13 protein-coding genes are annotated in these 13184 nt (G+C 64.7%); 9 read left to right on the top strand and 4 right to left on the bottom strand.

The annotated features are described in order from the left end of the window. Positions 1-242: 242 nt before the first annotated feature. The 4 genes from ACJ8HN_RS11580 to modE all read right to left on the bottom strand — a co-directional run bounded on the left by ACJ8HN_RS11580 (position 243) and on the right by modE (position 4265). Positions 243-1061, bottom strand: a complete 819-nt coding sequence (locus ACJ8HN_RS11580; RefSeq protein WP_049235012.1) for a CPBP family intramembrane glutamic endopeptidase — start codon at positions 1059-1061, stop codon at positions 243-245. A gap of 166 nt (positions 1062-1227) precedes the next feature. After that, the gene (locus ACJ8HN_RS11575) at positions 1228-1800 is read right to left on the bottom strand and encodes a cysteine hydrolase family protein (protein ID WP_103798845.1); all 573 of its coding nucleotides are present in this window, start codon (positions 1798-1800) and stop codon (positions 1228-1230) included. A gap of 95 nt (positions 1801-1895) precedes the next feature. Next, positions 1896-3383: a molybdate ABC transporter ATP-binding protein ModF gene (modF, locus tag ACJ8HN_RS11570; protein ID WP_442523440.1), complete on the bottom strand. Its 1488-nt coding sequence runs from the start codon at positions 3381-3383 to the stop codon at positions 1896-1898. A 90-nt stretch (positions 3384-3473) separates the two neighbouring features. Continuing rightward, positions 3474-4265, bottom strand: a complete 792-nt coding sequence (gene modE / locus ACJ8HN_RS11565; RefSeq protein ID WP_049195922.1) for a molybdenum-dependent transcriptional regulator — start codon at positions 4263-4265, stop codon at positions 3474-3476. A gap of 188 nt (positions 4266-4453) precedes the next feature. Here modE and ACJ8HN_RS11560 point away from each other — a divergent pair, with 188 nt between their 5' ends. The 9 genes from ACJ8HN_RS11560 (at position 4454) to modC (ending at position 13156) form a co-directional block, all read left to right on the top strand. Then, the gene (locus ACJ8HN_RS11560; RefSeq protein ID WP_308414874.1) at positions 4454-6613 is read left to right on the top strand and encodes a TonB-dependent siderophore receptor; all 2160 of its coding nucleotides are present in this window, start codon (positions 4454-4456) and stop codon (positions 6611-6613) included. Between the two features lie 4 nt (positions 6614-6617). Continuing rightward, positions 6618-7607: an ABC transporter substrate-binding protein gene (locus ACJ8HN_RS11555; protein WP_308414873.1), complete on the top strand. Its 990-nt coding sequence runs from the start codon at positions 6618-6620 to the stop codon at positions 7605-7607. A gap of 1 nt (position 7608) precedes the next feature. After that, positions 7609-8364, top strand: coding sequence for a class I SAM-dependent methyltransferase (locus ACJ8HN_RS11550; RefSeq protein ID WP_432503285.1), 756 nt, complete (start codon positions 7609-7611; stop codon positions 8362-8364). A gap of 1 nt (position 8365) precedes the next feature. Continuing rightward, complete coding sequence (locus ACJ8HN_RS11545) at positions 8366-9391, top strand: FecCD family ABC transporter permease (protein WP_043146846.1); 1026 nt, start codon at positions 8366-8368, stop codon at positions 9389-9391. After that, a complete protein-coding gene (locus ACJ8HN_RS11540; protein WP_432503289.1) occupies positions 9388-10176 on the top strand; it encodes an ABC transporter ATP-binding protein in 789 nt (262 codons plus the stop codon). Before ACJ8HN_RS11545 ends, ACJ8HN_RS11540 begins: the two co-directional genes overlap by 4 nt. Before the next feature lie 144 nt (positions 10177-10320). Next, positions 10321-10470 carry an AcrZ family multidrug efflux pump-associated protein gene (locus ACJ8HN_RS11535; protein ID WP_004939813.1) on the top strand — a complete coding sequence of 50 codons (150 nt, stop codon included), beginning with the start codon at positions 10321-10323 and terminating at the stop codon, positions 10468-10470. Positions 10471-10628: 158 nt separating this feature from the next. Beyond that, positions 10629-11402, top strand: a complete 774-nt coding sequence (gene modA, locus ACJ8HN_RS11530; protein ID WP_041033943.1) for a molybdate ABC transporter substrate-binding protein — start codon at positions 10629-10631, stop codon at positions 11400-11402. Then, the gene (modB, locus tag ACJ8HN_RS11525; protein ID WP_019454005.1) at positions 11399-12088 is read left to right on the top strand and encodes a molybdate ABC transporter permease subunit; all 690 of its coding nucleotides are present in this window, start codon (positions 11399-11401) and stop codon (positions 12086-12088) included. Before modA ends, modB begins: the two co-directional genes overlap by 4 nt. After that, positions 12089-13156 (top strand): molybdenum ABC transporter ATP-binding protein ModC, encoded by a 1068-nt coding sequence (gene modC, locus ACJ8HN_RS11520; protein ID WP_161726953.1) that lies wholly within the window; start codon positions 12089-12091, stop codon positions 13154-13156. It begins immediately after the preceding gene. The last annotated feature ends 28 nt before the right edge of the window (positions 13157-13184 follow it).

Genomic DNA, 13184 nt, shown 5'->3' with positions numbered 1-13184 from the left:
TTACCGTCTTAATACGCCCGTTGCTGAACAGGGAGAGGTCATTGCGCAAAAAGATAGCACGCCCGCGGCACTAAAAAGGTGATCTAACGCGAAAAATGGAATCGTTTACACTGTGATAAAAAGCGCCTGATGGGCGGAGAAAAGCCGGTGGCAACGTGATTGAGGGCATTGCGGTGCGCTACCAGTGATAGCGTTTTCACCCGACCTGCCGGCAGAGAAAGGCTCTCTGCCGGCGTCAGCCGTTAAGGATGCTGATACAGCGGGTAGGTAAAGAACAGCAGATGGGTCAGATTAAGCCCGAAATGGAACAGAATCGGCACCCACAGGCGGCCGCTCCACATCCACGCCAGGCCGTAGATCGCCCCGGCCAGCGTCGCGAAGATCACCATCAGCATGCCGCCGGCCAAATGCGCGGCGCCGAACACCAGAGAAGCGACGATCAGCGCCGGCCAGGCGCCCAGCCACTGGCTGAGGCGCTGCTGCAGGTAGCCGCGAAACAGCGCTTCTTCGGCCATACAGACGAAGAACAGGTTCGCCATCACGAAAGGCAGGATCCAGGCGGGCGCATGCAGCTCGATTTTTAAGCCGCCCAGCGCCACGGCCAGCAGCAACAGCGCCGGCACGGCTAGCAGCAGCGCAATCCAGCCCGCTTTGCCGACGTTGCCGCCGCGTTCAGCGGAAAACAGCGTGGGCAAGCAGGCGAACAGCAGGAAGGGCACCATCGCCTTGTCGAAGTTGTAATACATGGTGAACGGCGCGCTGAGCGGGCCGGCTTTTTCACCGTCGATCATCAGCTGATTGTGGATGCCCGGCACCAGGTGCAAGAACAGCGCCACGCAGCCGGCGACCACCAACCCTTCGAACGCGATCGCCAGACTACGCCGCTCGCGAAAATGGTGACGTAGCCCCGCCAGCGCCACGATGGCCAACAGGCAACCCAGGCTGAGCGGCGTCAATACCCCATGATAAAGCCCCATGCCCGCCGAGGCGGCCAGGATAACCCAGGCTATCAGCCGGTTAAACGGTAAGAAAAATAACGAAGCAGCCAGTACGCCCCACATGATATGTCCCTTTAAAATATGTACACGGCGCTCAGCGCCTTTGCGGCGTGCGATGATGGCGAAATTGAGCGCTAGAGCGGATAGTAGCACACCAAGATGACGCTAAAGGTCGGGGCAGTGACGCATCCGTGCAGGGTGCCGGCCCACACGACCGGCGGTATTGAGGTCAGCCTTGCATCCAGGCCTGCGAACGGGCGATTTCCGCCAGGTTTTGCAGGGTGTCCAGGCTCTGCTGGTGGAGCCCCTGCGTGGGGGCTGCGCACAGATCGTGCAGCACGGTCACCTGGAAGCCGGCGTCGTGCGCCTGACGCGCGGTGCTCTCGATGGCGAGCGGCGTGCTGACGCCCGCCAGCAGCAGATGATGGCACCGATGTTGCCGCAGCCAGGCTAACAAATTGTTACCGGAGAAGGCGCTCACCGCCGTTTTATCAAACTGCAGATCGGTCTCCTCCTGATGCAGATCGGGCGTCCAGCGGCAGCCCGGGCCGTTTAGCCGCAGCGCGCCTATCTGTTTCAAATGGTTGAACAGCGGTGAGTGGAGCGGGATGTCATGATAATCGTCGGCAAATCCCGTCCGCACCCAAATCACCGGGATTTTTCGCACCCGGGCGTAGGCCGCGGCGGCATTGACGTTGGCGAGCAGGTGGCTTGCCGTCACCTGTTCGCGGCAGTGGTTGGCGCGCCCTTTGGGCCCGATCAGATCCTCGATCAGGTCGATGATAATCAACGCAGCGGACATGGCGTCTCCAGAAAATGGCCTTCTTTCTTTCTATGATAAAAGGCCAAATGTGATGTGCTGCGGTGAAGTGTTGCCGGATATGTTTACGCCGCGCTTCAGGCGGAGGTCGGCTCCAGCCGTTGCTGTTGGTAGCCGTAGCCGCCCTCGCCGTCGGGCACGAAGCTGAGGCGGTGTGTGATGCACTGCGGCGCATCTTCGGCATGGTGCGAGACGAACAGCAGCTGGGTGGCGCCCTGGCCGATCAGCACGTCGATGAAGCGGCGCACCAGCTGGCGATTGAGCGGATCCAACCCTTGCAGCGGCTCGTCGAGGATCAGCAGCGCCGGGTGTTTCACCAGCGCGCGGGCGATCAGTGCCAGCCGCTGTTGGCCCCAGGAAAGGCTGTGGAACGGGGCGTCGCCGCGCGCGCCGTCGAGCCCGAGCAGCGCCAGCCATTGCTCGGTCAGCTGCCGCTGACGATCCGAAACCGCCTGATAAATGCCGATCGAATCGAAGAACCCCGACAGCACCACGTTGCGCACGCTGGTGTTGACGCGATAATCCAGATGCAGGCTGCTGCTGACGTAGCCGATATGGCGCTTGATCTCCCAAATGGTTTCCCCGCTGCCGCGGCGGCGGCCGAACAGCGTCAGATCGTTGCTGTAGCCCTGCGGGTGATCGCCGGTGATCAAGCTGAGCAGCGTGGATTTGCCGGCGCCGTTCGGGCCGACGATCTGCCAATGTTCACCGGGGTTAACCTGCCAGTCGAGATGATTGAGGATCGGCCGATCGTTATAGCTGACCACGCCGTCGCGCAGGACGATCAGCGGCCGATCCGCCGGCAGCGCGACCTTTTGCGTTGGATCCTCCTCCTCCGGCAGCGCCAGCCCGCTGAGGTTTTCGCTGTGCGCCAGCTGCGCCACCAGCGCGTCCGCCATCACCTGGCGGCGCGGCCCGCGGTTGGTCAGGGTACAGTCCGCCAGCACGCCCACCTGCCGGACAAAATCCGGGATGTCGTCGAACCGGTTGAGCGCCAGCACCACGGTCTGGCCCTGGGCGGAAAGCTCGCTCAGCAGCGTGGCGAGCTGCGCGCGCGAGTGAACGTCCAGCCCGTCGAAGGGTTCGTCGAGGATCAGCAGGTCAGGCTCGGGCATCAGCGCCCGGCACAGCAGGGTTTTGCGCGTTTCGCCGGTGGAGAGGTATTTGAAGCGGCGCGTCAGCAGGGCGGTGATGCCGAACTGCGCGGCCAGCCGCTCACAGCGCGCGGCGTCTTGCACCTCTTCCTGAATGATTTCCGCCGCGGTGCGGCCGGTGTCGTCCTCGTCCGCGCTGAGCAGATCGGTGTTGTTGCGTTGCCACTCGTCGCTGACCATTTTTTGCAGCTGTTCGAAGGAGATGCGCACCGCGTGCTGAAAGTCGCTGCGGCGCTCACCGCTCAGCAGAACCAGTTCGTCGGCCAGCGCGCGCGCCAGGGCGGATTTGCCGCTGCCGTTGGCGCCGACGAAGGCCCAGCTGTCGCCGGCCTGGATTTCCAGCGCGTCCAGCGTCAGGGTGCGGGTATCGCTTAAGCGGAATGAACCTTGCGAAATGTGCAACGACGACATCACCTGTTCCTTTTTTTGCAATTATTTGCCTTAGGAATAGGCGCATTGCAGGGTGATGTCAATCAACAAAAACGCAACGTTACGTTGCGCTTAACACAACGTGGCGACAATCACGCGATCGGCGTTGAACAGGGCGTGTACGGCGGTGCCGACGCTCAGCTGCAGGCGCTGCAGCTCCGCCGTCGTCAGGGTGGCGCACAGGGTTTCGCCGCCCGCCAGCGTCACCAGCACCTCGCTGTGTTCGGCACCCGGCTGAATGCCGGCCACCACGCCCGCCAGCGCGTTATCCACGCCGGCATGCTCCGCGGTATCGACGCTTAACCGCACCCAGGGCGCCTTGATCAGCGCTAGCACCTCTTTGCCCGGCGTCAGCTGCAGCCGGTCGGCGCTTTGCTGGGTGACGGCCGCCGTCAGGCGTGTGGTGCCGTCATTCAACAAAATCGCCAGGTGCTGCTGCACCTGCTGATGATCGCGTTCGATGACGGTACCGAAGAACTGATTGCGCGCGCTGGTTTGCAGCGAGAAGCGCGAGATGGCCGCCAGCAGGCTGTCGAGCGGCAGATCGTCCTGCTGCAACACGTCGAAAGCTTTTTGCTGCACCTGGCCCAGCAGGTCATACAGCTGGATCAACCGCTGGCCATAGTGCGTCAGCTGTGCGCCGCCGCCGCCTTTACCGCCGGTGGCGCGTTCCACCACCGTTTGTTCCGCCAACTGGTTCATCTCATTGATGGCGTCCCAGGCGCTTTTGTAGCTGATGCCCGCCAGTTTGGCGCCCTGGCTGATGGAGCCGGTGTGCTGCACCTGTTTCAGCAGCGCGATGCGGCGCGGATCGGCGAACAGCTTTTGCTGGAGTTTGAGAGTCAGAAGAATTTCGGCCTGCATAGCGCATCCTGTCGGCGGCAAAAATCTTATTGTCGCCGATTTGGCGGCAAAGCGCCAAGCGCAGTGCGCTGGAGGGCGGGACAATAAAGACTGGCATTGCTTTATTGTTATAATATAACATAACAGAAAAACGATAAGGCTTTACGCTGGCTGCGGCCGGTTTTTATTTCACCACAGGGATGCTTCACATGAGTACGACACGCCGGCGTCTTGGCACGCCCAGAAAATCGTTATGCCTTGCCGCCTGGGTCGGCGGCGCACTGACGGCGCCGTTGGCTTTCGCCGCCGACTGCGATAAAGCCCGCAATGCCACGGGATGCGAAGAACAGCTCACCGTGGAGGCGGCGGCCCCCGCCGGGCGCTACGATGCGTTGAGCGCCGTGAGCCGCAGCGCTTCGCAGCTTGGGCTGACCGCTCGGGAGACGCCGCGCAGCGTCGATATCATCAGCGCAAGAGCGATTCAACAGCGGGGCGATCGCTCGCTGGCCGCCGCCGTCGAGCACGCCACTGGCCTGTCCGGCGTCGCTTCGCCGACGCTGTCCAACAACTTTTCCGCGCGCGGTTTCCGGCCGATCGCCTGGCTGTATAACGGCGTGGAGATGCCCGGCAGCACGCTGCAGCTGGGCGATCCGGCGCATTACGACAGCATCGAGATACTGCGCGGGCCGGGATCGGCCCTGAACGGCCTGAGCGCCGCGGGCGGCAGCGTCAACCTGATCTCGCGGCGGCCGACCTTCAGCCGCCAGCCGTTCGAGCTCGATTATGGCTTCGGCAGCTACCGCAGCCAGCGTCTGCATCTGGGGGCCGGCGGCGCGCTGGTGGACGATGCGGTGGCGTACCGGTTGGATGTCAGCGGCAACGACAGCGGCAGCAACGTGCAGTACGAACGCGATCGGCAGAAGCGGGTTTCCGGCTCGCTGCTGTTTAAGCTGACGGACGATGCGCTGTTGACGCTGAGCCTGGACCGCATGCTCAACCGCACCAACAACCCTTACTACGGCACGCCGCTGCTGGACGGGCGCATTGCCGGCGAGCTGCGCGACATCAATTACAACAACCTGACCGACAGCCGCATCCAGAGCAACGCCACCGCATTTCAGGCTAGTCTGGACTGGTTTATGACGCCCGAAGTGGAGTGGCATAACCAATTCTATTACTACAGCGGCTTTCGCGAGTGGCGCAACGTCGAACGCTTTCGCGTCGCGGCGGCGGCCCGGCCCGGCGACGTCAACCGCGACTCCTTCGGCGCCCTGGCGCACGACGACGATCTGATCGGCAACCGCAGTTCGCTGGTGTTCGATCGCGCCATCGCCGGTTTCGATAACCGGTTGCTGGTCGGCCTCGATCTGAGCAAGCGGCATTTTCAGTACTACTCCAACGGCTTCCCCGGATCCGAAGACGTGCCGCTTGGCGCGCCGCCCCGAGAGCCGTTCGCCCAGGGAACCGACCGCCAACGCGCGCCGGTGCGCCACGTTACCCAGAACCAGTATGCCGCCTTTCTTGAAGATCGCTTCAGCCTGACCGAGCGTTTAGCGCTGCTGGGCCAGCTGCGCTACAACCATATGAACATGGACTGGCGCTTCCAGGGGCCGCAGGAAGAGAGCCGCGCGCATACCTACGTTTTCAGCACCTGGAGCCTGGGCCCCAGCTATGCATTGACCGATAACCTCACGCTCTACGCCAACTACACCACCGGCCAGGAGCCGGGCAACGATCTGTTCTTCCTCAGCCCAACGCAGACCGATCTGCCGCTGACGCGAGCGCGCCAGTGGGAGGCCGGCGCCAAAGGGCAGTTCTGGGGTAACAAAGGCGAGGCGACGCTGGCGCTGTACGAACTGCGCAAGGACAACCTGTTTGTGCCTGACGCGCAGCGGCCGGATGCGTTGAACGCGGTAGGCAGGCAGACGTCGCGCGGCATCGAGCTTGGCGTGGTGCTGCGTCCCGACGAACGCTGGGAGCTGGCCGGCAACGCCGCCTACACCCACGCCCGCTACGACGACTATCGCGGCGGCAGCCCGCTGCGCAGCTACAACGGCAATCGCCCGGCCTATATTCCGGACTGGACCGCCAACCTCAGCGTGCATTATCAGGCGACGGAGCGCCTGGGGCTGGCTTCTTCGCTGCGCTACGTCGGCAGCAGTTACAACGACGACGCCAACCGGCGCAAGATGCGCGCGTACACCACGCTCGATCTGGCGGCAGACTATCAGCTGACGCCGATCGTCGATGTCGGTTTTCGCATTCGCAACGCCACCAACCAGCTGTACGCCTACCAGCGCACTTACCCGGATCAGGCGCTGATCGCGCCGCCGCGCAGTTATGAAACCTTCGTGTCGGTCAGGTTCTGACGGCGTGAAACGCCGGCTTGCTCTGCTGTTGTGCGCCCTGGGATTGGGCGGCGGCGCGCCGCTGCGCGCCGATGCCGTCAGCCTGCAAAATTGCGGGGTAACGCACGATTACCCGCAGCCGCCGCAGCGGGTGCTGGTTTACGCCAACCCGGCGTTGGAAAACCTGCTGGCGCTGGGGCTGGCTGGCCGCGCGATCGGCGTGGTTGGGTATGACCGCGCGCGCGATCCCGCGCCGACGGCCGATGCGCTGCAGGCGCCCACCAGCCCGGCGCCGCCCACGGCGGAAGCGTTGCTGCTGATGCGGCCGGATTTTGTCTATTCGGCCAGCTATTACTGGCTGCACAGCCCGGAAACGCCCGATCGGGCGCGGCTGGCAGAATGGGGCATCGGCACTTATCTCTCACCCGGCGTCTGCAGCGGCCAGCAAAGCGCGATCGCCGCCGCGCTGACGTTTGAAGACATTTTCACCGAGCTGCGGGAGCTGGCGCGCATTTTCAACGTCAGCCGCGCCGGTGAAGCGCTGGTCGAACGGCTGCGCGGGCAGCTGAGGGCGCTCGAACCACAGCGTGCTCAGCTGCCGCATTTGCGTCTGCTGTGGTGGTATGCCGGCGCGCAAACGCCCTATGTGGCCGGCTGCTGCGGCGCGCCAGGTTTGCTGAGCCGCAGCGTCGGCAGCGAGAACCTGTTCGGCGACCGGCCCGAGCTGTGGCCGACGGTGTCCTGGGAAATCATCGCCGCCCGCGATCCGGATGCGATCGTGCTTGGCGATCTGCCGCGTGGCGGCCTCGGCGACAGCGCGGCGGACAAGATCGCCTTTCTGGAGCATCACCCGCTGACCGCGACGCTGCGCGCCGTGCGTCAGCGGCGCTACGTGATCCTCCCCGGTTACGACATGGACCCTTCCGCCCGCACCGTGGCGGCGTTGGGCCGTTTGATTCGGGGCCTGGCGGCCTTGCCGCCGCAGGCGCCGACTTTTTCCAACAAGGAACCTTGATATGACTGCCGTTTCATTCTCTTCGCTGCTGGACTCCTGGGATCGCCAGCAGGCGGCCTACATCGCCGAGCGGGAAGCGCGTTTTAACGCCCAGCTGGACGTGCTGGCGCTGGCCGCCGGTCAGGATTTTCACGTGGTGGATCTGGCCTGCGGCCCGGGCTCGCTGAGCCTGCGCATTTTGCAGCGCTTTCCGCAGGCCAGGGTGACCGCCATCGATCTCGATCCGCTGCTGCTGGCGGTGGCGCGCGGCGCGCTGGCGGCCTACGGCGATCGGATCCGCATTCTGCAGGCCGATCTGGCGGATCCGGCCTGTTTTTCCGCGCTGTCCCGCCCCGCGCCGCAGGCGGCGGTGTCCAGCACGGCGCTGCACTGGCTGATGCCCGAGCAGCAGCTGGCGCTGTACCGCAACGTCGCCGGGCTGCTGGCCGACGGCGGCGTGTTCCTGAACGCCGATCATCAGCGCTATGACCAGCGCCAGCCGCGGCTGAAAGCGCTGGCGGAGCGGCACGACGAGCAGACCCAACAGCGCGCCTGGGACAGCGGCGTTGAGGATTGGGATCGCTGGTTCGCCGGCGCGATGCAATCGCCGGCGCTGGCCGCTTATCAAGCCGAGCGTGAAGCGCTGTTCGCCGGCCGCCCGGTGCCGCCGCCGACGCCGGTGGATTTCCAGCTCGCGGCCCTCAGGCAGGCCGGTTTCAGCGAGGCGGGAACGGTGTGGCAGTTGTTGGACGACTATGTGATCGCAGGCTGGAAATAGCATGATCCGGCGGTTACTGCCCGGCCGTGAGGCCGGCTGGCTGCTGTTGCTGGCGGCGGTGCTGCCGCTGGCCCTGCTGGGCGCCACCCTGTCGGGGCCCGCGCCGATCGCGTGGCACGACGCCTGGCGCATCGTGCTTGGCGTCAGCGGCAGCGCGGCGACCGATGCCGATGTGTATCAGCGCATCATCTGGTCGCTGCGGATGCCGCGCGCGCTGTTGGCGGCGCTGGCCGGCGCCGGATTGGCGTTGGCGGGCACCGTGCTGCAGTCGCTGACCCGCAACCCGCTGGCCGATCCCTGGGTGCTGGGCATCTCCTCCGGCGCCGGCGTGGGGGCGGTAACGGTGCTGGTATTGGGGCTGGGCGGCGGCCTGTTGTCGGTGTCCGGCGGCGCGTTTATCGGCGCGCTGGGGGCGTTTGCGTTGGTGATGCTGCTGGCCGGGCGTTCGCTGCAGGGGGAGTCCACGCTGTTTATCCTGGCCGGGGTGGCGGTGACGCAGCTGCTCTCCGCGCTGACTTCGCTGATCACGCTCTGGCAGGCGGACGCCAACGCCACGCGCGGCGTGATGTTCTGGCTGCTGGGCTCGTTCAGCGACGCGCGCTGGCCGCAGGTCGGGCTGTGCGGGTTGGCGCTGGCGGCGGCGCTGCTGCTGTGTTGGCTGCGGGCGGGTGAGCTGGACGCGCTGGCGTTCGGCGGCGTGACCGCCGCTTCGCTGGGGGTGGCGGTGGCTCCGCTGAAGCTGCTGCTGTATGTGGTGACCACCGCGCTGACGGCGGCGATCGTCGCGTTCAGCGGCGCGGTGGGATTTATCGGGCTGACGGTGCCGCACGTCGCCCGGCGGCTGGTCGGCTCGCGGCATCGGCTGCTGTTGCCGGCCAGCGCGCTGTGCGGCGCGCTGTTCGCCGTGGCGGCGGACACCCTGGCCAGAACACTGTTTGCTCCGCGCGAGCTGCCGGTCGGCGTGCTGACGGCGCTGCTGGGGGTGCCGGTATTCCTGCTGTTGCTGTATCGGAAGGTCAATGCATGACGATTGAAAAAGCGCGATCCGGCCTGTGCGCCGAAGCGGTGAGCTGGCGAGCGGGCGAGCGCACGGTGCTGGAAAATCTGGATTTCTGCGCCTTGCCCGGTGAGATCACCGGCGTGCTCGGCGTCAACGGCAGCGGTAAATCCACGTTGCTCAAGCTGCTGGCCGGGTTGCAGCCCGCCGCCGGGGGCCGCGTTTGGCTGGCAGGGCGCCAAATTACCGCGTTTTCCGGGCGGGAGCGCGCCAGGCGCATCGCCTTTCTCGAGCAATCCGCCCCCGGCGCCTTCGCGCTGCCGGTGAAGGAGGCGGTGCTGCTGGGGCGCCTGGCCCATATCGGCCGCTGGCGCGGTTTTGGTACCGAGGATCGCCGCCTCGCCGGGCAGGCGATGGAGCAAGTGGGCATCAGCCACCTGGCCGATCGCGATTGGCAGCGGCTGTCCGGCGGCGAACGGCAGCGGGTGCACCTGGCGCGCGCGCTGGCGCAGCAGACGCCGTGGCTGCTGCTGGATGAGCCCGCCAACCATCTGGATATCGCCCATCAGCAGCAGTTTATGGCCTTGCTGCGGCGGCTGAAACTCAGCGTGGTGGTGACGCTGCACGATCTGAATCTGGCGGCCTGTTATTGCGATCGGGTGGCGCTGCTGCAGCAGGGCGGGATCTGTGCGGCGGGCACGCCGCGGCAGGCGCTGACGCCGGAGCACATTCGCGCGGTGTACGGGGTGGAAGCCCGGCTGACGGCGCCCGCCGGCTATGCGCCACCGCTGATCTACTATCCTGCGGCGGGATGAGCCGGTGGAAAGGGCACGTTTGGCCGATCACAATTTCGCCCCGCTGGCTAAAATAACTCCGGTTTTAGCGATTTTTTGGGTTAGAATAACCCGATATGCGGTGAAAGGCATTTGCCGCTCAATGGGCAGTTAAGCGAGGCTATCATGTTGGAATTATTGAAAAGTCTGTTGTTTGCCGTGGTCATGGTGCCGGTGGTCATGGCGCTGATCCTCGGCCTGATCTACGGTTTTGGCGAAGTGTTCAACGTCTTCTCCAAAGTGGGCCGTTCGAAAGAAAACCGCACCCAGCACTGACCGTTCCCCATCCAGATACCCGCCGGCATCGCCCGGCGGGCATTCCTCAAGTTATCTCACGCTTTGCCGATAAACCGCATGACAAGCTTTCGCGCAACGTTATATTATTTTTTATATAACGAAGAGTGATAATGCACGTTAACTTGCGGAGAAAAACAATGAAACAGCAATGGACCAAATGGGTTGGCGGGATCGTGTTGGCATCGGGCCTGGTGGCACAGGCTTCGGCGGCGGAAAAGATCACCGTGTTCGCCGCCGCGTCGTTGACCAACGCGCTGCAGGACATCGCCACCCAGTATCAAAAAGGCAAGGACGTGCAGGTGGTTTCCTCCTTCGCGTCGTCCTCGACGCTGGCGCGCCAAATTGAGCAGGGCGCCCCGGCCGATCTGTTCATCTCCGCCGATCAACAGTGGATGGATTACGCCATCGACAAACAGCAGATGGTGAAAGACACCCGCTACACGCTGCTGGGCAACGAACTGGTGCTGATCGCCGCCAAGAGCGATAAGCAAGACAAGATCGCCATCGACAAGCAGACCGACTGGGCCAAGCTGCTCAACGGCGGCCGCCTGGCTGTGGGCGATCCGGATCACGTGCCGGCCGGCATCTACGCCAAAGAGGCGCTGGAATATCTGGGCGCCTGGAGCGCGCTGGAGCCGAAACTGGCGCGTGCCAACAACGTGCGCAGCGCGATGGCGCTGGTGGAGCGCGGTGAAGCACCGCTCGGCATCGTCTACGGCTCCGACGCGGTCGCCAGCGACAAGGTGAAAGTGGTGGGCGTGTTCCCGGAAGACAGCCACAAACCGGTTGAATATCCGATGGCGATGGTGAAAGATCGTCAAAATCCGACGGTCAGCGCTTTCTATACCTATCTGAAGGGCCCGGAAGCGGCCGCTATTTTCGAACATTATGGATTCACCCCGCGTAAATGATTCTGAGTGAGTACGAGTGGCAGGCGGTTGAGCTGAGCCTGAAAGTCTCCGGTTTGGCGGTGGTCTGCAGCCTGCCGTTCGGCATTCTGATGGCCTGGGTGTTGGTGCGTTGCCGCTTTCCCGGCAAGGCGCTGCTGGACGGCGTCATTCATCTGCCGTTGGTGCTGCCGCCGGTGGTGGTCGGCTATTTGCTGCTGATCGCCATGGGGCGGCGCGGCGTCATCGGCGAGTGGCTGTACGACTGGTTCGGCTTCAGCTTCAGCTTTAGCTGGCGGGGCGCCGCGCTGGCATCGGCGGTGGTGGCGTTTCCGCTGATGGTGCGCGCCATCCGGCTGGCGCTGGAGGCGGTGGATACCCGGCTGGAGCAGGCGGCGCGCACGCTGGGCGCCAACCCGTGGCGGGTGTTTTTCACCATCACGCTGCCGCTGTCGCTGCCCGGCGTCATTGTCGGCGTGGTGCTGGCCTTCGCCCGCTCGCTGGGGGAGTTCGGCGCCACCATCACCTTTGTCTCCAACATTCCCGGTGAAACCCGCACCATTCCGCTGGCGATGTATACGCTGATCGAAACGCCGGGAGCGGAAGCCGCCGCCGCGCGGCTGTGCGCGATCGCCATTGTGCTGTCGCTGGCTTCGCTGATGGTGTCCGAATGGCTGGCCCGCTGGGGCCGCAAACGGATGGGGGTGTAAATGCTGGAGCTGGATTTCTCGCAGCAACTGGGCGACCTTAATCTCAACGTCCGCGCCGATTTGCCGGCGCAGGGCATCACCGCGATTTTCGGCCTGTCCGGCGCGGGCAAAACCTCCCTGATCAACGCCATCGGCGGCCTGACCCGTCTGCAGCAGGGGCGCATCGCACTCAATGGCCGCACGCTGGTGGATACCGCCGCGGGCCTTTGCCTGCCGCCGGAAAAGCGCCGTATCGGCTACGTGTTTCAGGATGCGCGGCTGTTCCCGCACTATCGGGTGCGCGGCAACCTGCAATACGGCATGGCGGCCGGCATGCGCGCGCAGTTCAACACCATCGTCGAACTGCTGGGCATCGGGCCGCTGCTCAATCGGCTGCCGCTGACGCTCTCCGGCGGTGAAAAACAGCGGGTGGCGATCGGCCGCGCGCTGCTGACCGCGCCGGAACTGCTGCTGATGGACGAGCCGCTGGCCTCGCTCGATCTGCCGCGCAAACGCGAGCTACTGCCGTATCTGGAGCGGTTGGCGCAGGACGTCAACATCCCCATCCTCTACGTCAGTCATAGCCTGGACGAGATCCTGCGCCTGGCCGAGCAGGTGATGGTGCTGGATCGCGGCGAGGTGCGCGCGTTCGGCGGGCTGGAAGCCGTTTGGGCCAGCAGCGCGCTGCGGCCGTGGCTGCAGCGTGAAGATCAGAGCAGCGTGCTGCGCGTCAGCGTGATTGAGCATCATCAACGTTATGCCATGACCGCGCTGGCGCTCGGCGATCAAAGGCTGTGGGTCAGCGGCATCGACGCCGAATTGGGCACCCAGCTGCGCATTCGCATCAACGCCGCCGATGTCTCGCTGGTGCTGCAACCGCCGGTCAACAGCAGCATTCGCAACGTGTTGCCGGTCAAGGTAAGCGAGTGTCTGGAGGTGGACGGGCAGGTGGAAGTGAAGCTGGCGGTCGGGGAACACGTGCTGTGGGCGCGGATCACGCCCTGGGCGCGCGATGAACTGGCGATCCGCCCTGGGCAGTGGCTGTACGCGCAGGTGAAGAGCGTGTCTATCAGCCGCGAGAGCCGCTAAGACAGGCCCTCCCGGCGGGAGGGCGAAA

This window comes from Serratia sp. CY29653 (genome assembly GCF_052169255.1).
Lineage (GTDB): Bacteria > Pseudomonadota > Gammaproteobacteria > Enterobacterales > Enterobacteriaceae > Serratia > Serratia sarumanii.
Note: the sequence above shows the minus strand (reverse complement) of the source record. Positions and strands in the feature narration are given on the sequence as shown.